Annotated in this window: 16 protein-coding genes; 7 read left to right on the top strand and 9 right to left on the bottom strand. The window is 65.8% G+C overall.

The genetic code is table 11. The features are described from left to right. The first annotated feature begins 62 nt into the window (after positions 1 to 62). Entirely contained in the window at positions 63 to 1,541 is a 1,479-nt protein-coding gene (gene otsA, locus P2869_RS12380) for an alpha,alpha-trehalose-phosphate synthase (UDP-forming) (RefSeq protein ID WP_277596644.1), read from the top strand. A gap of 77 nt (positions 1,542 to 1,618) precedes the next feature. Here otsA and P2869_RS12375 read toward each other — a convergent pair whose 3' ends face one another. Continuing rightward, on the bottom strand, positions 1,619 to 3,454 hold the full coding sequence (locus P2869_RS12375) for an ABC transporter ATP-binding protein (protein ID WP_277596643.1): 1,836 nt from the start codon (positions 3,452 to 3,454) through the stop codon (positions 1,619 to 1,621). A 692-nt stretch (positions 3,455 to 4,146) separates the two neighbouring features. Here P2869_RS12375 and P2869_RS12370 point away from each other — a divergent pair. Together P2869_RS12370 and P2869_RS12365 are read left to right on the top strand one after the other, a co-directional pair. Beyond that, positions 4,147 to 5,211, top strand: coding sequence for a glycosyltransferase family 4 protein (locus P2869_RS12370; RefSeq protein WP_026121411.1), 1,065 nt, complete (start codon positions 4,147 to 4,149; stop codon positions 5,209 to 5,211). Positions 5,212 to 5,443: 232 nt separating this feature from the next. Next, positions 5,444 to 6,334, top strand: coding sequence for a hypothetical protein (locus P2869_RS12365; RefSeq protein WP_277596642.1), 891 nt, complete (start codon positions 5,444 to 5,446; stop codon positions 6,332 to 6,334). 16 nt (positions 6,335 to 6,350) lie between these two features. Here P2869_RS12365 and gudD read toward each other — a convergent pair whose 3' ends face one another. Beyond that, on the bottom strand, positions 6,351 to 7,709 hold the full coding sequence (gudD, locus tag P2869_RS12360; RefSeq protein ID WP_199540385.1) for a glucarate dehydratase: 1,359 nt from the start codon (positions 7,707 to 7,709) through the stop codon (positions 6,351 to 6,353). A 127-nt stretch (positions 7,710 to 7,836) separates the two neighbouring features. Further along, positions 7,837 to 9,138, bottom strand: a complete 1,302-nt coding sequence (locus P2869_RS12355) for an MFS transporter (RefSeq protein ID WP_233411330.1) — start codon at positions 9,136 to 9,138, stop codon at positions 7,837 to 7,839. Positions 9,139 to 9,540: 402 nt separating this feature from the next. Here P2869_RS12355 and P2869_RS12350 point away from each other — a divergent pair, with 402 nt between their 5' ends. Then, the gene (locus P2869_RS12350; protein WP_277596640.1) at positions 9,541 to 10,317 is read left to right on the top strand and encodes a FadR/GntR family transcriptional regulator; all 777 of its coding nucleotides are present in this window, start codon (positions 9,541 to 9,543) and stop codon (positions 10,315 to 10,317) included. A 70-nt stretch (positions 10,318 to 10,387) separates the two neighbouring features. Here the strand turns inward: P2869_RS12350 and kdgD are convergent, their stop codons facing one another. Together kdgD and P2869_RS12340 are read right to left on the bottom strand one after the other, a co-directional pair. Continuing rightward, complete coding sequence (gene kdgD / locus P2869_RS12345; RefSeq protein ID WP_233425701.1) at positions 10,388 to 11,335, bottom strand: 5-dehydro-4-deoxyglucarate dehydratase; 948 nt, start codon at positions 11,333 to 11,335, stop codon at positions 10,388 to 10,390. A 124-nt stretch (positions 11,336 to 11,459) separates the two neighbouring features. Further along, a complete protein-coding gene (locus P2869_RS12340) occupies positions 11,460 to 12,452 on the bottom strand; it encodes a LacI family DNA-binding transcriptional regulator (protein WP_026121414.1) in 993 nt (330 codons plus the stop codon). A 284-nt stretch (positions 12,453 to 12,736) separates the two neighbouring features. Between P2869_RS12340 and P2869_RS12335 the strand changes: the two genes are divergently transcribed. Both P2869_RS12335 and P2869_RS12330 read left to right on the top strand, forming a co-directional pair. Next, positions 12,737 to 13,570, top strand: coding sequence for an NAD(P)-dependent oxidoreductase (locus P2869_RS12335; RefSeq protein WP_199540386.1), 834 nt, complete (start codon positions 12,737 to 12,739; stop codon positions 13,568 to 13,570). Between the two features lie 41 nt (positions 13,571 to 13,611). After that, positions 13,612 to 14,514, top strand: a complete 903-nt coding sequence (locus tag P2869_RS12330; RefSeq protein WP_277598128.1) for an SMP-30/gluconolactonase/LRE family protein — start codon at positions 13,612 to 13,614, stop codon at positions 14,512 to 14,514. Between the two features lie 42 nt (positions 14,515 to 14,556). Here the strand turns inward: P2869_RS12330 and P2869_RS12325 are convergent, their stop codons facing one another. The 4 genes from P2869_RS12325 to P2869_RS12310 all read right to left on the bottom strand — a co-directional run bounded on the left by P2869_RS12325 (position 14,557) and on the right by P2869_RS12310 (position 18,709). Then, complete coding sequence (locus P2869_RS12325) at positions 14,557 to 15,990, bottom strand: UbiA family prenyltransferase (RefSeq protein ID WP_277596639.1); 1,434 nt, start codon at positions 15,988 to 15,990, stop codon at positions 14,557 to 14,559. Positions 15,991 to 16,137: 147 nt separating this feature from the next. After that, a complete protein-coding gene (locus P2869_RS12320; protein ID WP_277596638.1) occupies positions 16,138 to 16,617 on the bottom strand; it encodes a GtrA family protein in 480 nt (159 codons plus the stop codon). Continuing rightward, positions 16,614 to 17,360, bottom strand: a complete 747-nt coding sequence (locus tag P2869_RS12315; protein ID WP_277596636.1) for an SDR family oxidoreductase — start codon at positions 17,358 to 17,360, stop codon at positions 16,614 to 16,616. The genes P2869_RS12320 and P2869_RS12315 overlap by 4 nt, the downstream gene beginning before the upstream one ends. Then, positions 17,357 to 18,709: an FAD-binding oxidoreductase gene (locus P2869_RS12310; RefSeq protein ID WP_277596635.1), complete on the bottom strand. Its 1,353-nt coding sequence runs from the start codon at positions 18,707 to 18,709 to the stop codon at positions 17,357 to 17,359. Before P2869_RS12310 ends, P2869_RS12315 begins: the two co-directional genes overlap by 4 nt. A gap of 242 nt (positions 18,710 to 18,951) precedes the next feature. Here P2869_RS12310 and P2869_RS12305 point away from each other — a divergent pair, with 242 nt between their 5' ends. Continuing rightward, a complete protein-coding gene (locus P2869_RS12305) occupies positions 18,952 to 20,103 on the top strand; it encodes a hypothetical protein (protein WP_277596634.1) in 1,152 nt (383 codons plus the stop codon). Positions 20,104 to 20,239 lie beyond the last annotated feature (136 nt).

Genomic DNA, 20,239 nt, shown 5'->3' with positions numbered 1-20,239 from the left:
CGTTCCGGCCTTTGCCGCGCGCCCGCGCCGCTCCATTTGTCTTCGTACGGAACCTGCCTTTCATGAGCCGATTGATTATCGTGTCGAACCGCGTGGCGCCTATTTCGGAGGGCGGACCCGCGGCGGGCGGTCTTGCCGTCGGCGTCTACGATGCGCTCAAGGAAACCGGCGGCATGTGGTTCGGCTGGAGCGGCGACGTGCTTTCGTCGGGACAACTGGAGATTCAGCTCGAAGAGCGCGGCCCCGTGACGTTCGCGACCATCGGCCTCATGAGGCGCGATTACGACCAGTACTACCGGGGCTTTTCGAATGCGACGCTGTGGCCCGCGTTTCACTACCGCGCCGATCTGATCCAGTACGACCGCCACGACTTCGAAGGCTATTGCCGCGTCAACACCTGGCTTGCCCAGCAGCTCGTTCCGCTCCTGCGCCCCGACGACGTGATCTGGGTTCACGACTATCACCTGATTCCGTTCGCGCAGGCCTTGCGCGCGGCGGGGGTGAAGAACCGCATCGGCTTCTTCCTGCACATTCCGTTTCCCGCATCGCAGGTGCTGCTCGCGGTGCCGCCGCATCGCGCGCTCGTGGAGGCACTCTGCGCGTTCGATCTGCTCGGCTTCCAGACGGCGCCCGACCTGCGTGCGTTCTGCGACTACGTCGTGAACGAAGCGGCGGGTGCGGTGGAACTGCGGCCCGACGGTCTCACGACTGTGCGGGCATTCGGCCGCACGCTGCGGGCCGGGGCCTATCCGATCGGCGTCTACCCGGACGAGATTGCGGAACTGGCGAAAGCCGGTGAGCGCGGCAAGCCGGTGCGCACGCTCAAGGCGACGCTGCATTCGCGCAAGGTCATCATGAGCGTGGACCGGCTTGATTACTCGAAAGGGCTCGTGGAACGGTTTCGCGCGTTCGAGCGGTTGATCGACCTCGCGCCGGCACAGCGCAATCAGGTGTCGTTCCTGCAGATCGCCCCGCCCACGCGCGCCGATTTGCACGCCTATCAGGACATCCGGCTGCGGCTCGAAGCCGAATCGGGCCGCATCAATGGGCGCTTCGCCGAACTCGACTGGACGCCTATCCGCTACATCCACCGCCAATACGAGCGGTCGGTGCTGGCGGCACTCTTTCGCGCGTCGCACGTAGGCTACGTCACGCCGCTGCGCGACGGCATGAACCTCGTGGCGAAGGAGTACGTGTCGGCACAAGATCCGGAGAACCCGGGCGTGCTGGTGCTCTCGCAGTTCGCCGGTGCGGCGCAGGAACTGGGCGGCGCGCTGATCGTGAATCCGTTCGATATCGACGGCATGGCCGACGCGCTCGCCACCGCGCTTGCGATGCCGCTCGAGGAGCGCCAGGCGCGCTATCGGGACATGATGGCGCGACTGCGCGAGAACAACGTCTCGGTGTGGCGCGACAACTTCATGCGCGATCTGGCGCGCGCGGGCGCGAGTGGCGAGGGTGGCGATAGCGGCGAGGGTGCTGGCACCCAGCAGGCGCCCGGCCATGGCCCCATGGCGCACGTGCCGCTGGCGGCAGAGTAGGGGCCGAGCGGTTGTGGCGCGCCGACGGCGGGTGATACTGGGTGCGGCCCCATGAAGTCTCGTGAGGCCCCGCCACCTCAGGCGACGTGCTTCTCGTTGACCTTCTTGCTGCCCAGATGCAGCGTGGACGTCTTGCCGTACTGTTTGGCGAGCAGGTCGCGATAGAGGCCGGGGCGCTCGCGCAGCTCTTCGGGGCTGCCGTCGTCGATCACCTTGCCCGTGCTCATCACGATGATGCGATCGAAGTTGTGCAGCGTCGACAGGCGGTGCGCGATGGCGATCACCGTGCGGCCCACCATCAGCCGGTCCAGCGCCTGCTGGATGGCTTCTTCCGACGCGCTGTCGAGCGCGGACGTCGCTTCGTCGAGCAGCAGGATCGGCGCGTCCTTCAGGATGGCGCGTGCGATCGCGATGCGCTGCCGCTGACCGCCGGAGAGCTTCACGCCGCGGTCGCCCACGATCGTGTCGAACCCTTCGGGCATGGCTTCGATGAAGTCGGTGCAGCGCGCTTCGCGAGCCGCCGCGATCACTTCTTCGCGCGTGGCGTCGGGGCGGCCGTAGGCGATGTTCTCGTAGATCGTGCGGTGAAAGAGCGAGATGTCTTGCGGCACGAGCGCAATGGCGTGACGCAGGCTGTCCTGCGTGACCGCGCCGATGTCCTGGCCGTCGATCAGGATGCGGCCGCCCTGTGGGTCGTAGAACCGCTGCAGCAGCGCCAGCACCGTCGATTTGCCCGCTCCGGACTTGCCGATCAGGCCCACCCGCTGGCCGGCCTCGATGCGCAGGTCGAAGTGGTCGAGAATCGGCTTGCGCCGCGGATACGCGAACGTCACGCTGTCGAACTCCACGCGCCCGCCGCTGGCCACGAGCGTGGTGGCGTCGTTGCGGTCCGGCATGCCGTGTGGCTCAAGCAGCGTCTGCACGGCTTCGGCAAGCCGCGCGACGTGCTGGGTGACATCGACGAGCGCCACGGCCAGGTCGCGCGTGCCGTGCAGGATCGTGAAGCCAAGCGAGCTCACGAGCACGATGTCGCCCGAGGTGGCGCGCCCCTGGTTCCACAGCCACAGCGCCCAGCCGAGCAGTCCTGCCGAGAGCAGCGCGGTGATCACGGCGTGCAGCAGCCGCAGTTTTTCGAGATACAGCAGGCTGTTCTGGCGCGCGTCCATCTCGGCCTTCACGGTCGCGCCAAAGCGCTTCTGCTCGCGCAGCGTCATGCCGAAGGCGCGCACGAGCGCCATGTTGGCGATGACGTCGACGAGTTCGCCGTCCACGGACGCCGCCCGCGTGGCGAACTGGTGGTGTCGCGCCGAGCCGCGGCCCGCCAGCTTGTAGAGGATGACCGAAAGAATCGCAGAGCACAGCAGCAGGCCGCCCGCCATCAGCGGATTGACCGTGATGATCATGACGATCGCGCCCATCACCGCAATGCAGGGCGGCAGGACGTTCCAGGCCATCGTGTTCTCGGCCGTGTAGACGGCGTTCGAGGTTGCCGTGATGCGGCTCGCGAGCGTACCGGGCTGCTTTTCGGCGTAGTAGGTGGGCGAGTGGCCGCTCAGGTACTGAAACAGGTCGCGGCGCAGGTCGCCCGTCACCGCGACGAAAGTGTGGGCGGCAACCCAGCCGCCTACGCGCCACAGCAGGTTGTCGGCGGCGATCAGCCCGACGAGGATCGCGAACGCGCCCCACAGCGGCCCCGGATGGTTGCGCCCCGCGCCCAGCACGTCGATCAGATGCTTGATGGCGTACTGGGAGGCGAGCGCGCAGGCCACGGCCGCAAACACGCTGGCGAGCACGATGGCATGCGCGAGCGGATGGCGGCGGATGAAGCGGAAGAGGAACGCGAGCGGCCGGTGCGCATAGCTCGCGAGCTTTGCGTTGTGGGCGTTACGCTGGGCAGTGGTCAAATGTTCCAATTGAGCGTGTCGTCGGTCAGCAACGGGTGGTTGGCTACGCGGCCGGGTTGCGGAGATGCCGCAACGGCGAGTGACGGCGAGAGCGGATAGGCGTTCCGGCATTTTAAACGTGCATGCCGCGCTCCGCTGTACGGTTTGCCGCATGGGCCGCGCATCATAGCGCGACAGAACGGCGGGGTGCATGCCTCGTCGACCCGTTGTTGCTGCGGTGGTTCAACGCGGATCACAGCGGCAATTAACGTTACAATTACAGATTGCATTCGGTCTCGGCGCCGGGAGTGGAGCAAGGTGCGCGCCGGCTGGTTCGATGCTCTGCGAAAAGCCCTTCGAAGGATGGTGGCAACGGCTGCCGCGAAAGCGTTCCAATCTAGAAGTGTCTTAGAAAACAATGGGTTGCAAAGTGTTTCGGCTTTGTAACAACGTAAAGTATTTGAAATGTTGACCTCGGCCGAATTGTTGCAGCGCGGATAATACGAACCGCCTGGCCGGCAAATTACAGAATTTTGAAGAACTGTCAACGCCAGTTCTTTCTGAACGTTTACCGCCGGTGTACCGTCCTGCCATGAAGACAGGCGGGTGCTGCCGGGAATGGGGCTTGCTGCCGGGGATGGCCCGCGCGGTCCATAGCGGTGGCCAATCAGTCAACCTGCAGTATTTTTGCCCGATTTATTACGAGGAAGGAGTTCACCACTATGCGAATCGCTCAAATCGCTCCGTTGCACGAGGCGGTTCCTCCCAAGCTGTATGGCGGCACGGAACGGGTGGTGTCCTACCTGACCGAAGCGCTCGTCGAACAAGGCCACGACGTGACGCTGTTCGCAAGCGGCGACTCGCAAACTTCCGCAAAGCTCGAAGCCTTCTGGCCGCAGGCGTTGCGCCTCGACCCCACCATTCGTGACACGGTCGCGCCGCACATGCTGCTGCTCGAAGAGGTGCGCCGCCGTGCCGATGAGTTCGACGTGCTGCACTTCCACATCGACTATTACCCGTTCTCGTTGTTCTCGCGCCAGCCGGTGCCGTTCGTCACCACGATGCACGGCCGCCTCGACCTGCCCGAACTGCAACCCGTGTTCAGCACGTTCAATGACGTGCCGGTGGTGTCGATTTCCGATAACCAGCGCATTCCGCTGCCGCAGGCGAAGTGGATGCAGACCGTCTATCACGGCCTGCCCGACAACCTGCTCACGCCGCGTACCGACACCCAGCCGAGCTACCTCGCGTTCCTCGGCCGCATTTCGCCGGAAAAGCGTCTCGATACGGCGATCCGCATCGCCGAGCAGGCCGGCATGCCGCTGAAGGTCGCCGCCAAGCTCGACAAGGCCGACCGCGCCTACTACGACGAAGTGATCAAGCCGCTGATGGCGCTGCCGCACGTCGAGTACATCGGCGAGATCAGCGAAGCCGAGAAGGCCGAGTTCCTGGGCGGCGCGCACGCGCTGCTGTTCCCGATCGACTGGCCGGAGCCCTTCGGTCTCGTGATGATCGAGGCAATGGCCTGCGGCACACCGGTGATCGCGTTCAAGCGCGGCTCGGTGCCGGAAGTGATCGAGAACGGCGTGTCGGGCTTCGTCGTGGAAGACGAGATCAGCGCCGTCGCAGCCGTTAAGCGCCTGTCGAGCCTGCCGCGCGAGAACGTGCGCAAGGCGTTCGAAGCGCGCTTCTCGTCGAAGGTCATGGCGAAGAACTACGTGGCCGTGTACGAAGAACTGCTGCGGCAGAAGCGTCGCACGGTGCTGCGCGAAGTCGCCGCCGGCTGATTGTCAGCGCGCGCAGGCGCGTTCTGGGTGGCTTGATGCAGTCATCAAGCCGCCGCGAACAACGCCCCGTTTGCCTCCGGCAACGGGGCGTTGTTGCATCTGCGCCGCACCGCGCGTGCGGAAAGCATCGCGAAAGGTGTTTTTCGGCACACGAGGAATGAGGCGCCATCCCAATGTCCCTATAATGGCCGTGCCGCAAAAATGCGGCGCCGCACACGACAGGAGTATGGCCTTGACGAGAACGAAACAGACGCGCGCGAACGCGGCGCCCGGCGCGGGCACGCTCTTCGCACTGCGCGCCATCGGTCTCGTGATCCTGGTCCGCTGGCTGTTCTCGATGTCGGAGATGCATCTGCTCTCCGCACTTGCCGCTATGGCGTCGTCGCCGTGGGCCTGCATCAATCTCGTCTTCCTGTTCCTGCTGATCTTTTTGCCCGGCGCGCGGGCTCGCGCGGAGCGTCCGTTTCACCCGCTGCCCCAATGGCTGCGTCAAGCACTGCGGCTCTTCGCCTTTCTCGGCTTCGTCTTTGCCGTCTGGACCGTGGGCGCGTTCGTGTGGACCGCCGGTTGGCGCCGTGCCCTTCTCGCCGTGGCCGAGACGAACGGCTGGCTCGTGGCGGCGCCTACGCTGTATGCCGTCGTACTGTGGATTTGCCGGCCGCGTGCACTGTGGAGAACCAATGTCGCCGCGCGTCGATTTGCGATTGGCCGCTACGCGGTGTCGCTCGATGGAACGACACGTACCGCGGTGGTCTGGGCCGAAAGCCGCAAGATCGGGCAATACGATGCGCGCGAACTCTCGGTGCGCTGGCCCCAGACAGCCCAGACGGCCACAACCGCTTCTGCGCCCAGTGCATCGATTTCACCCTTCGCCGCAGGCACGGATGTTCCCGATCCGGATGCCGTTCCAGCCGGTTCGGGTTCTGCGCTTCCCGGCGCGGCGCGCAATACGCCGAATCGGGCAAGCCTTGCGGGCTGGGGGCGCTGGCCGAGAGTCGAATTGCTGTGGGATTCGCCGGCTGCCGCGGGCCATAACCGGCAGACGGTTTTCCGCGTCCCGCTCGTTACCGAGCGGGACCGCATCGCCGCCCGCGCGCTCGACGCCACATTGAAGCAGGCGTAATCGCGCGCGGCGGGCGTTACGCGCCGCGTACGAGGCAAGGGCGTTTGTTGTCGAAGGTCCAGTTCGGGATCAGGTACTGCATCGCGACGCTGTCGTCGCGCGCGCCCAGGCCGTGCTGTTTGTACAGTTCGTGCGCCTTCGCCACTTCATCCATGTCGAGCTCGATGCCGAGCCCCGCGCGCTGCGGCACCGTCACCTTGCCACCCACGATCTTCAGCGGATCATGGGTAAGGCGCTGCCCGTCCTGCCAGATCCAGTGCGTATCGATCGCGGTGATCTTGCCGGGCGCCGCGGCCGCGACGTGCGTGAACATGGCGAGCGAAACGTCGAAGTGGTTGTTCGAGTGCGAGCCCCACGTGAGCCCCCAGTCGTTGCACATCTGCGCCACGCGCACGGAACCCTGCATGGTCCAGAAATGCGGGTCGGCGAGCGGAATGTCCACCGACTGAAGCTGGATGGCGTGACCCATCTGGCGCCAGTCCGTGGCGATCATGTTGGTGGCCGTGCGCAGGCCCGTCGCGCGGCGGAATTCGGCCATGACCTCCCGGCCCGAGTAGCCGTTTTCGGCGCCGCACGGATCTTCGGCGTAGGCGAGCACGTCGTGCTGGTCGCGGCACAGGCGGATTGCCTCGGCGAGGGACCAGGCGCCGTTCGGATCGAGCGTGATGCGCGCGTGCGGAAAGCGTTCGGCGAGCGCGGTGACGGCCGCGATCTCTTCGTCGCCGCGCAGCACGCCGCCTTTCAGCTTGAAGTCGTTGAAACCGTAGCGCGCGTGCGCCGCTTCCGCGAGGCGCACCACCGTTTCCGGCGTGAGCGCAGCCTCGTGACGCAGGCGCGTCCAGTCATCGGTGGCATCGGCGCCTTCGGAATAGGGCAGGTCGGTCTTGCGGCGATCGCCGATATAGAACAGGTAGCCCAGCATCTCCACCTCGTCGCGCTGCTGGCCTTCGCCGAGCAGTGCCGCGACCGGCACGCCGAGGTGCTGGCCCAGCAGGTCGAGCAGCGCCGCTTCGAGCGCGGTGACGGCGTGAATCGTGGTGCGCAGGTCGAAGGTTTGCAAGCCACGGCCGCCTGCGTCGCGGTCGGCAAAGCGCCGGCGCATTTCGTTCAGCACATTGTTGAAGGCGCCGATGGGCTGGCCCACCACGAGCGGGCGCGCATCGTCGATGGTCTGGCGGATTTTTTCACCACCCGGCACTTCGCCCACGCCCGTATGTCCGGCGCTGTCCTTCAGGATTACCAGGTTTCGCGTGAAGAACGGGCCGTGCGCACCGCTCAGGTTCAAGAGCATGCTGTCGCGGCCGGCGACGGGAATGACCTGGAGGTCGGTGACGCGCGGCGCGTCGGTGGGGCGCAGGGAATCGGAAGCGTTCATGGTCAGATGCAGTGGGGTGAAAAAACGCCGGAGCAGCGAGTGAGGCACAGAAGCGTGGCGGCGTACGGCAGGGCTGCCACGCGGCAAAGACAGCAGTGGGGTGCGCGACGTGACGCGAGGCGCAACATCATGCCGAAGCGATCAGCGAGTGTTTGAGTTCGACGCGGCGAATTTCGCCCACCACGAACAGATAACAGCCGACGGCCACGAGCGCGTTGGCGCCTACGAACACGAGCGCGGCCGCAAACGAGCCGGTGCCCTGCACGAGGTAGCCGATGACGATCGGCGTCGTGATGCCCGCCGTGTTGCCGAATGTATTGAAGAGGGCGCCGCACAGGCCGCTCGCTTCCTTGGGCGCCGTATCGGCAACCACGGCCCAGCCGAGCGCGCCCACGCCCTTGCCGAAGAACGCGAGCGCCATGATCGCGACGATGAGCCACTGCGTGTCGACGTAGTTGCACGCGATCATCGCGGTCGAGAGCAGCATGCCGGCCACGATCGGCACCTTGCGCGCGAAGGTCGTCGAATGGCCGCGACGCAGCAGCGCGTCGGAGATCACGCCGCCCAGCACGCCGCCGAGGAACCCGCAGATCGCCGGAATCGCCGCGACGAATCCCGCCTTCAGGATCGACATGTGCCGCTCCTGGACGAGGTAGATGGGAAACCACGTGAGGAAGAAGTACGTGATCGTGGTGATGCAGTACTGGCCGATGAAGACGCCAAGCAGCATGCGGCTCGCCAGCATCTCCTTGAGGCACGCGCCCACTTTCACGCGCGGCGCGGGCCGCGCTGTGGCCGCAGTGCCGCGCTGCCGGTCGAGATCCACGAGCGCACCGCCTTCTTCGATGTAGCGCAGCTCTGATTCATTGATCAACGGATGCTCGCGCGGCGTGTAGACCGTCTTCATCCAGAGGGCGGCGATCAGAATGCCGAGCACACCCATCACCGTGAACACGTGCGGCCAGCCGAAGGCGTGCGTGATCCAGCCCATGATGGGCGCGAACAGCACCGTGGCGAAGTATTGGGCCGAATTGAAGATGGCGGCCGCGGTGCCCCGCTCGGCGGTCGGGAACCACGTGGCCACCAGACGGCTGTTGCCCGGGAAAGAGGGCGCTTCGGCTGCGCCGACGAGAAAGCGCAGGGCAAAGAGCGCCGCGACCGCGGTGCCCACGGCGAGCCCGGCCACCCAGCCTTGCATCATGGTGAGCACCGACCAGAAGAAGATGCTGAGCGCGTAGGTGCGCTTCGAGCCGAACCGGTCGAGCAGCCAGCCACCTGGCAGTTGCGCGATCACATAAGCCCACGCGAATGCCGAAAAGATGTAGCCCATCGAGACGGGCGTGAGGCCCAGCGCGTGTTCCATCGCCGTGCCGGTGATGGAAAGCGTGGCGCGGTCGGCATAGTTGAGCGTCGTCACGACGAACAGCATGAGCACGATCAGGTGACGAGCGCGCGTGCGCCGTGCGTCGCTTCGCGCGCTTGCCGCGCTTGCTGCGCTTACGTTCGCGCCGGACGGCTGCTGAACGATGGCGGATGCCGTTTCTGCCGAAGCGCCGATACGTTTGTTGAATTCAGTCATGACGAAGGACCGGAACCGGAAGGGACTGCTGGCGGTGGATTGCCGCGGTTGGGCGGACGCGAGCCGATCTTGGGAATACGACGACGGCCGGCGCTCGAGAGCTGGATCGGAATCCATATCATCAGTCATCAGATGACATGTGACGCAGTATAATGAACTCAGCTTTGAGAGACCTACCCCGCGTTAACCCTTAAACGAGCCTTGGACCGGGCAGCATTCGCCTGCCGGTCTGTCGCGAGGATTTTGCCCATCATGTCTGCGCCCACCGTGCCGCCGCCCGCCAGCCCAGCGGGAGTTTCGCCCCGCCGTCGCGTGCGCAGCCTTGCCCAGGAAGTCGTCGACGCGCTCACGGCGCAGATCGAGGCCGGCACGCTGCGCCCCGGCGACAAACTGCCGACGGAAACCGAAGTCATGCTGGCTCAAGGTGTGAGCCGGACGGTGGTGCGCGAGGCAATCTCGCGGTTGCAGGCAAGCGGTCTGGTCGAGACACGGCATGGCATTGGCAGCTTCGTGCTGGAGCGCGCGAGCCGGCCGGTGGGCATCGATCCGGCCACCATCACGACGATTCGCGACGTGCTCGCCATTCTCGAACTGCGCATCAGCCTCGAAAGCGAATGCGCGAGCCTCGCGGCCCAGCGCGCTACGCCGGAGGACCTGGCCGCGCTGAGGCGTGCGCTCGATGCCATTTCAGTCGCGGCGAAATCCGGCGGCGAAACCGCGACGCTCGACTACGCGTTTCACCTGCAGATTGCAAAAGCCACGGGCAACCGCTATTTCGTCGACATCATGTCGCAGCTGGGCACGACGCTGATTCCGCGCACGCGCCTGAATTCGGCGAGCTTCGCGGAGGACGACGCCGACCGTTATGCCGCGCGCCTCGGGCAGGAGCACGAGGACATCTACGAAGCGATTGCGCGGCGCGACCAGGAGGCGGCGCGCGCCGCGATGCGAACTCATCTCGCCAAGAGCCGGGAGCGGCTGCGCCGTGCCCACGAAGCGGCCGAGCAGGCAGGCGGCGATTCGCTTTAATTCCCGATTAAATGCTTGCCTGCGCGCCACCGGGGCACAACCGGCGGCGCGTGGCGGGTGCCGTTACTCGTTACTGCGCGCCAACCGACTTGATGAGCGCGTCGAGCTTCGCGCACTCTTCTTCGGTGAGGTCGGTGAGCGGTGCGCGCACCGGACCCGCGTCGTGGCCCACCAGTCGCGCGCCAGCCTTGACGATGCTCACGGCGTAGCCCGCACGGCGGTTGCGGATTTCCAGATACGGCAGGAAGAACTGGTCCAGCAGACGGCCAGCGGTCGCGTGATCGTCGTTGGCGATTGCCTGGTAGAACTCGACGGCCGTTTTCGGGATGAAGTTGAACACCGCCGACGAATACACGGGCACACCAAGCGCCTTGTACGCCGCTGCGTAGACTTCCGCCGTAGGCAGGCCGCCCAGATACGTGAAGCGGTCGCCCAGCTTGCGGCGGATCGTGACCATCAATTCGATGTCGCCGATGCCGTCCTTGAAACCAACCAGGTTCGGGCAGCGGTCAGCAAGGCGCGCCAGCGTGTCGGCCTGCAGACGGCACGCGCCGCGGTTGTACACCACCACGCCGAAGTTCACCGACTTGCACACCGCCTCCACGTGAGCCGCGAGGCCTTCCTGCGACGCTTCCGTGAGGTAGTGCGGCAGCAGCAGCACGCCTTGCGCGCCGACGCGTTCGGCTTCGCGCGCGAACGCGATGGCGGTGCGCGTCGGGCCGCCGGCGCCGGCGAGAATCGGCACCTTGTTGCGGCAGGTTTCGACCGCGGTGCGGATGATGTCCGTGAACTCGCCCGGCTGGAGCGAGAAGAACTCGCCGGTGCCGCCTGCGGCGAAAAGAGCGCTCGCGCCGTAGGGCGCAAGCCATTCGAGGCGCGCCGCGTAGGTGTCCGGGCGGAAATCGCCATTGGCGTCGAAGTCGGTGACGGGGAACGACAGCAGGCCCGAAGAAAGGACTGTCTTCAGCTCTTGAGGGGTCATGGTGGACGTGCGCTGCGCGCGGTTCGTTGTAGACATCGGTCATCGTACAACATCAGTCGGGCGAGCGGCAACGCTTTTCATTAAAGGCGCTACCGGGCGAACGTATGACTTGCGCGACGTTCAGCCCGCCATGCCTCGGGTCGCGTCTTCAGGCGCGTCCTCAATTGCGCCGGATGGTCGATTCGCGCACGATCAGGCGCGGCTCGAATGTTGCGTAGCCGCTTTCGCGCTTGCCGGCGAGCGCCTCGAGCAGCTTCTGCATGGCCAGCTCACCCATCTTTTCGCTCTGGATATCGACCGTGGTGAGGGCGGGCGACGCATATTCGCCATACGGCACGTTGTCGATGCCCGTGACGGATACGTCCTGCGGCAGCCGGAACCCGAGCGAGGCCGCTTCCTTCATGAAGCCGAGCGCGATCAGGTCGTTGTAGCAGATCACCGCGTCGGGCCGGGACGGACCCAGCATCACCGACGAACAGGCCCGCTCGCCCGCCTGCGCCGTGGGCGCATGCGCGTCGTACACCTCGAGCGTGAGACCCGCCTCGGCGAGGCATTCGCGCGCGCCGCGAATCCGCTCGTCGTTGACGCGCGCCTGGCCGAAGCCGAGGTACGCCACGTGCCGGTGCCCCTGATTCACGAGATGGCGCGCCAGCATGTAGGTGGCCAGATGATTGTCGATGCCCACGCTCGGAATCTGCAGATGCGGACTGCGCCGCAGCAGCACCACGGGTTTGTTGAGTTCGAGCATCCAGTCCGACGCTTCGTCGGGCATACGCGAACTCACGATCAGGCCGTCGACGCGCAGCGCCAGGGCTTCGATGAGCGGCCGCTCGCGCGCCTGGTTTTCTTCGGTATCCACCAGCAGCAGCGTGTAGTCGTGCTGCAGCGCGACCCGGTTCGCGCCTTTCACGATGTTCGTGAAGTGCGGGTTGGAGATATCGAGAACCGTGAGACCGATGGTGCGCGTCTTGCCGGTGATCATGGAGCGCGCGAGCGGATTCGAGCGGTAGCCGAGCGCCTCGATGGCAGCCTTCAGCCGGGCTTCTACCGGCGCGGAAAAGCGCTGCGCGCCGTTCATGTACTTCGAGACGGTGGCAACGGAGACACCCGCTGCGGCGGCGACATCACGGATGGTAGGGGACGATTTCTTCATCGGTGGAGGTAACGTTTTCTCGAATTGTTAACTGCATTTTCGCGGAAGACGGCCTCTGCTGTCACTCACCTGCTCGTACCGATGTCGTTTTGCCGTCGCGCGTGCGCTTCTTTTGCTCACCGGACTTGACGAAGCGGCGATCCCTGGTTCGCGGTAGGGCCGGATTGACTCGCTCACCGCACCACCTTATTATCGGGAAAACGTTTTCTCTCGCGCCGCCTGCGCCCCGGAGACAGGGCGAGGCCAATCCACTACTCAATCCTCAATCCATCTGGGTGGCATTCATGAGCAACGAATCAGCGGCGCCGCGCAAACCTTTCCGTCGGCTGCTTCTGACCGGCGCGGCCGGCAACCTCGGCAAACAGTTGCGCGGCCCGCTCGCACAATGGGCGGACGCGGTCCGCATCACGGACGTCGCCCCGCTCGACGCGGTCGCGGCACACGAAGAGGCATCGGTGGTCGACCTGGCCGATCGCGCCGCGGTGGATGCGCTGCTCGAAGGCGTGGACGCGGTGATCCACCTCGGCGGCATTTCGGTGGACGCGCCGTTCGACGACCTGATCGAAGCCAACATCCGCGGCACCTACAACCTCTACGCCGCGGCGCAGCGCCATGGCGTGAAGCGCGTCGTGTTCGCGAGTTCCAATCACGCCATCGGTTTTCATCCGGTGACCGAAGTACTCGACGCCGATTCGCCGCAGCGTCCCGACAGCCTTTACGGCGTGACCAAGTGCTTTGGCGAGGCCCTTTCGCGGTACTACTACGACCGCTTCGGCATTGAAACGGTGTGCCTGCGCATTGGTTCGTCGTTCGAAGAGCCGAAGAATCCGCGCATGCTCGTGACCTTCCTCAGCTATCGCGATTTCGTCGAACTCGTGCGCTGCTCGCTGTTCACGAACCGTGTTGGACACGCGATCGTCTATGGCGTATCGGACAACCCCGCGAAGTGGTGGGACAACACCAAGGTCGGCTTTCTCGGTTTCTGCCCGCAGGACAGCTCGGCGCAGTTTGCAGGCCGCTTTCCCGTGAGCGCGCCGACCGCCGCCTACGACGACCCCGCGCAACGCTTCCAGGGCGGCGCGTTCGTGGTGGGCGAGCCGCTGGAGCGTGGCCGGTGAGCGGTACGGGCCACGTCGAACGCATTGCCGCTGCGGGGCGCATGCAGGTGGGCGAAAGCCCGGTATGGCGCGCGCAGGAGAACGCCCTGTACTGGGTCGATATTCCGGCGCAAAAAATCGTGCGGTTGCGCATCGATGACGGCGCGCGGACCGAGTGGCTCTTGCCGGAGCGTGTGGCGTGCATCGCGTTTGCGCGGGGTGGGCGGCTCATCGCGGGGCTGGAGACCGGCATCTTTGCTGTGACGCTGCCGGAGACGGCGGATTCGGCAAACGCGACCGGTTTCACCGCAGCGCCGGGCGCAGCGTGGCGAGCCCAGGTGCGAAGGCTCGCCACGCCCGTTCACGCGGCGCCCGACATGCGCTTCAACGACGGCCGCTGCGATCGCCAGGGGCGCTTCTGGGCCGGGACGATGGTGCAGGACATGTCGCTCGCTAACCCGGCTGGCGCGCTTTATCGATTCGACGCCGAAGGCATGCTGTCGGCACCGGTTGTCGAGGGGCTCGTTACGCAGAACGGTCTTGCCTGGTCGCCGGATGGCAGGACCCTGTATTTGTCGGATTCCCACCCTTCGCGGCGGCTCGTCTGGGCATTCGACTTCGATACGGACGCTGGCATTCCGCACAACCGCCGCATGTTCGCCGACCTGCATCACTACGCGGGCCGGCCCGACGGCGCGGCGGTCGATGCCGACGGTTGCTACTGGATCTGCGCCAACGACGCGGGCCGTGTTTTGCGCTTCACGCCAGAGGGCGTGCTGGACCGCGAGATCGCGGTGCCCGCCGTGAAGCCTTCCATGTGCGCGTTCGGCGGGCGTGGACTCGATACGTTGTTCGTGATGTCGATCCAGCCTGCGAATAGCGCATCCGACGACGACGGCGCCGTGTTCGCGGTGAGACCGGGCGTGGTCGGCTTGCCGGAAACGGAGTACGCGGGCGTGCTGTAAGTCCGCGGGGGCCACGGCGCGGCGTCTTCCTCCCCAGGTTCCTCAGATTGCGAGCAGCATGCTGGCGCCGCACAGTGCGATGACCGCCATGCTTACGCGGTCGCGAAACGCGAACACGATCGGGTCGTCGTGCATCCTGCCGCGAAACGCGAACATCCAGATGCGGCTCACCCAGAACAGCGTGAGCGCAAAGAGCATCCACAGCGCGGGAGGATGGCTGTACAGCAGCCTCTGTTCGGGCGAATTCAGATACAGCGCGAGCACCAGCACCGCGAGATACGCGGAGGCCGTACCGAACGAACGCAGGATCGACATGTCCTGCGTGATGTAGCCGCGCCCCGCCGCCTCGGCTTTGCCCTCGCGCAGAATCGCATCCAGTTCGACATAGCGCTTGACCATGGCGAGGCTCAGGAAAATCGGCACGCAGAAGAGGATCAGCCAGTGCGACAGCGTGATCCCGGTGGCTGCGCCGCCAGCAATTACGCGCACGGTGTACAGGCAGGCGAGCGTGAATACGTCGACCAGCGCCATGCGCTTCAACGCGATCGAATAAGCGAGCGTGGCCGCGAAGTAGCCGGCCAGCACCGCCGCAAACGGCGCAGGCAGCAACACGGTCAGCCCGCCCGCCGCAGTGGCCAGCACGACAGTCAGCACCACACCCCACGAAAGCGGCAGATTGCCCGAGGCGAACGGCCGGCTGCACTTGCGCACGTGACGGCGGTCGGCGTCGAGATCGAGCATGTCGTTGAGCAGGTAGACCGACGACGCGCACAGGCAGAACGCGGCGAACGCAATGCAGGCGTCGCGCAGCGCGAGTGGGTCGGCGAGCCGATGCGCGGCAAGCAGCGGAACGAACACGAGTACGTTCTTGATCCACTGGTAGGGGCGCATCGCCTTGAGCGCAAGCGGCAACCGGTGCCGATTGTCGTCGAAGAAGATAGTCGTTGCGTTGACCTTGCGCGCCGCCGCTTCGATGTGGCGGCTCCCCACCACGATGGCGCGGCGTGCGCGCCGCCATACGGGGATGTCGGCGCGCGCGTCGCCGCAGTAGTCGAAGCCGCCGTCGCCGAATTGCTCGACCAGCACGCGCGCCTTGTTCGAGCCGCGCAGATTGAGCTGTCCTCGCGTCGCGAATACGCCGGTAAAGAGGCCGATGTGCGTGGCCACCTGTTCCGCGAGCGTGCCGTGCGTGGCAGTGCACAGATACAGTTCGCGGCCGCTCGAGCGTTCACTGCGCAGGTAGGCGAGCAGTTGCGTGTTGTACGGCAGCATGCTTGCGTCCAGCGTTACGCGTTTCGCAATCTGCTCCTTGAGATAGGCGCGTCCGCGCAGCATCCAGACGATGCACAGCAGCAACGCGAGCGGGTTCTGCCTTGCGAGCGCGAAGAACGCTTCGAAGAGCAGATCGGTGCGCGCAAGCGTGCCGTCGAGATCGACACACAGCGGCACTGGCGACGCAGCAGGCAGCGTGGCCATGGGTGGTCTCCGCGCCGGTGGCGTGCGACCCGGCAACAAGCAAAACGGGATCGGGCCGCGCTGCGCGCCGCGCATCGCATGTCCGGACTTTTCGAGGTCATTCTGTCGGTTCGCGCAAAGCGTTTCCGTACGCGAACGCACGCGCAATCAGGCAAACACGAAGCGCTTGTCGAGCCTGTACTTTGCGACGTAACCCGCCACGAGACCGAGCGCGCCGCCCGCCAGCCGCGCCGGCTCCGTGTGGAAGAGTGCCTGCGCGCCGAATTCGAACAGCCAGAAGACGAGCGTCGTGCCGATTCCCATCACCACGTACAAGACGAACGTGCGCGCGCCGTGCGCGGCGTTGCGGTGCTCGTAGCGAAATATCCATGTCTTGTCGAGCAGGTACTTCACGACGAGCCCCATGCCCGTGCCTGCGCAGACGGAAAACGGCACCGCCCATGCGGCGCAGGGCGAGCTGGCTGCCGTGCAGAACAGATCGGCGTCGGCGAGCCAGCCGGCCGCAGCCAGATAAACGCGATATGCAATGGTTTGCACGCCGAGGTTGGCGGCAATCGAAAGCGCGGCGAAGAACGCATACCAGTAGACGATCTGCGCACGCGAGAGCTGAGGCGCAGGGGCGCTCACAGCGACAGCCTCTTGAACACGAACGACGGCAGCAAGCGGATTGCCAGCATGACCTCTGCCCAGAACCACGGCGTATAGAGCGAGTCGCGGCTGCGGCCGATCGCGCGGACGATGTCCGTTGCCACGCGCTGCGGCGATGCGACGAGCGGCGCGGGCAAGGGCAGGCCGGCTGTCATGGGCGTTGCGACGAAGCCGGGCTTGATGGTGAGCACGCGCACGCCGGACTTGAACAGGCGCGCGCGCAGCCCTTCGCAGAAGGTCGTGACGGCGGCCTTCGCGGCGCCGTACACGTAATTCGAAGGACGGCCGCGATCGGCCGCCACGGAGGAAATCACGGCCAGCGTACCGCCGCGCTGCGCCTCGAAACGCTGCGCCAGCAGCGTGAGCAGCGCGATGGTGGACACCGCATTGGTCATGAACGCATCGACTGCCGCGGAAGGATCGCGTTCGCAGGCAGCCTGGTCGGCGAGCGTGCCGTGCGCCAGGAGGGCGATATCGATGCGCCCGAGCGCGGCAACGCAGGCCTCGACCATGGGCGGGTGCAGCGCAAGATCGTTCACGTCGAGCACGTAGGTCTCGACGCGCGCCGCGCCGCGCACACGCAGGTCGTTCGCGACCGAGGCGAGCCGGGCTTCATCGCGGCCAACGAGGAAAAAGCCGACCGGCTGCGCCGCACGCAGCCATTCGCGCGCGCACGCGGCCGCAATGGCCGAAGCGCCGCCGATGATCAGAATGTTCTTCATGATTGTGTCGTCCGTTGCCAGAAGCGGGACATCAAAGCCGGATCGCGCAGGCTTTCCAGGGTTTGCCATGCCGGATAGGTGGCGCGGAAATCCGCACCGCTCATGTGTGCGTCCTTCGCCGGATACAGGCGGCCGCCTGCCTCCCGCACGATGGCATCGAGCCGGTCGAACAGACGCGCGTCGCGCACCGTGCGTTGCGGAAAGTCGAGCGCGAGTGAAATGCCCGGCATCGGAAACGACAGCAGCCCGGGCGAGGGCAACGTGCCGCAGCGCTTGAGCACCGCGAGAAACGAACCGCTGCCATGTGCCGCGATGGCTTCGAGGGCGGCGCGCAGTGCGTCGTGCGCCGCTGCTGTCGGCACGACGAACTGGTATTGCTGGAAACCGTTGCGGCCGTACAGCCGGTTCCAGTCGCGAATGCGATCGAGCGGATAGAAATAGCGCGCGTAATCGACCCAGCTGCCGCCTCGAGTTCGAGCGGCCCGGGCGCGCTGCCGATGGTAGTAGAGCGTGTTGAAGGGCTTGAGCGTCAGGCGGTTTACAGGCGAGCAGGGCAGTGCGAACGGAATGCGCCACAGGCCGCTGCTTTGCGGGCGGGTGTCGTGGCCAGCGACAGACGCATCGGCATCCGCGTGATCGGCGGACATATAGATGCCGCGCCCGAGCGCGGCGCCGCGACTCATGCAATCCACCCAAGCCACGCCGTATTCGTGTTGCGCGTCGAGCGCATCGGATAGCGCGAGGAATTCGTCGACGTGCGCGAACGGAACAGTCTCGACATGGAGCAAGCCGGAGCGCACGGGCATCAGTTGCAGTTCGATCCATTCGACGACGCCGGTCAGCCCGAGGCCGCCAATCGTTGCGCGAAAGAGCAACCCGTGCTCGTCGGCACTGCATTCGAGCGGCGGCGAATCGGAACGCAACAGACGAAAACGCCGGACGTGTCGCCCGAACGTGCCCCTGACGTGATGGTTCTTGCCGTGCACGTCGTTGGCGAGCGCGCCGCCGAGCGTGACGAACTGCGTGCCGGGTGTCACTGGCAATATCCAGCCGTGCGCGACGGCGAGCGCCTGCACCTCGCCGAGCGTCACGCCGGCTTGCGCGCGCAGGATGCCGGCTTGCCAGTCGGCAGCGATGAAATGGTCGAGCGAATCCAGCGTGAGCACGTGGCCGCTTGCGGCAAGACAGCTGTCGCCGTAGCTGCGGCCATTGCCGAACGGCAGCGTGGTGCCTGCCTGCGCAGCCAACTGGCGCAACGCGCGCGCGGCTGCATCGGGCCACGCCAACGCGTGACCTGTCTGCGGGATCGCGGGATAGCGGCCCCATGACAATAGCCTCATTGCATGCATCGACAGATCCAGGAGCCAGCTCAAGGCTGCGGCGGTCCGCCGATCGTATGCCGGCCGCCGGCCGCGAACCGTGCGCCAAGGCACACGTGGGCATGGGCGGCTTCGTACGGCAGCACACGGTTGCCGGCGCGCTGCCTGCCTACCATCCTCGGACGGATCCATGTGCGTGCGGTTGCGTCGGCGCCGGCCGCGCGCGCATCTGTCACGACGAGTACGCGCATAGCGATAGAGGGGAGCGAGCCATGAACGTGTCTGCACTGTCACGCGCCGCCACGCGCACGACGATGCTGCTGTGCGTCTACGTCCTCGTTGCCGCGGCATCGTATTGCGGCTTCCTGGCGAAATACGGCTTTCGCGATGGCGACGCCGGCACGTCGCTCGTCGCGATCGTCGACGGCACGGCCGAGCGTCCGTACGTGTACCGGCAACTGCTTCCGGCGGTCGTCAATGTTGCTGCGAAAGCGGTGCCTCACGCCATCGAGCAGCGCTTCCTCGCGCATCTCGCCACCGAGGCGCCGAAGCACAGCCCGTTGCGCGCGTCGTTTGCCCATGCTGCCGGCTCGGACGCTCCGCCTTACGCGCTGCGCTACTACATGGCATACGGGCTGACGTTTGGCGCGCTCGTTGCCGCCATGCTGATGCTGCGGCGCGCGTGCATGGAGGTGACCGGCAACGAAGCTGCGTCCACCCTCGCGCCGCTTGCGTTCGCGATCGCCATGCCCGCGTCGTTCTATTACGACTTCGTCGAGCTGCTGTTCATGGCGCTCGCCGTCTGGCTGGCGTTGCGCGGCCGCTGGCAGTGGCTGATTCCGCTTACCTTGGTGGCCACCTTCAACAAGGAGTCGTTCGCGGTTTTCGTAATCGCGCTGTATCCACTGGTCCGGCAGACTGTGTCGAGGCGCACTGCGCTTCTCGGCGTGGCAGCGTGCGTTGCGGTGGGCGCGCTCGTCAACGTCGCGGTCAAACTGCATTACGCGCACAACCCGGGCCAGCCCGCGATCTTCAACCTGTGGCTGAACCTGCATTTCCTGCTGAATCCGCGCAACTATCTGCTGGGCGAGTGGACGTATGGCGTGCTGCTGCCGAAAGGCGTCAACGTGCTGATCCTGGCCGCGCTCGCCTTCACGGTACGCGCGGGCTGGCGTGCGCTGCCGCGAGCGCTGCGTCAACACACGCTCATTGCCGCGGCGATCAACGTGCCGCTGTTCATCGCGCTGGGTTATCAGGACGAGGTGAGGGCGCTCAGCATGCTGTTCGTGCCGGCTACGCTCGTGATGTGCGCGAGTATCGCGGCGTATCTGGCCGGGGCCGGCGCAACGGCCCGCGTGGCAGCTGCGCCGGTGGAAGCCGCGGCAGGCGCGCGTGCCGCGCAGGTAGTTGCCACATCGGGATGAATGTTGCGAGCGTGGCTGTGCCCGATGAGGTCGAACGCAGGTCGGGTGAGCTGGTAATGCCCTGCTGATGTTGTGCCGCTGATGTTGTATGCGAGGCGGATCCGGTTGCCAGTAAGGAGCCGGAAATGAAAAAGGC

Origin of the sequence: Paraburkholderia sp. SUR17 (assembly GCF_029536165.1) — a bacterium.
Classification (GTDB): domain Bacteria; phylum Pseudomonadota; class Gammaproteobacteria; order Burkholderiales; family Burkholderiaceae; genus Paraburkholderia; species Paraburkholderia kururiensis.
Note: the sequence above shows the minus strand (reverse complement) of the source record. Positions and strands in the feature narration are given on the sequence as shown.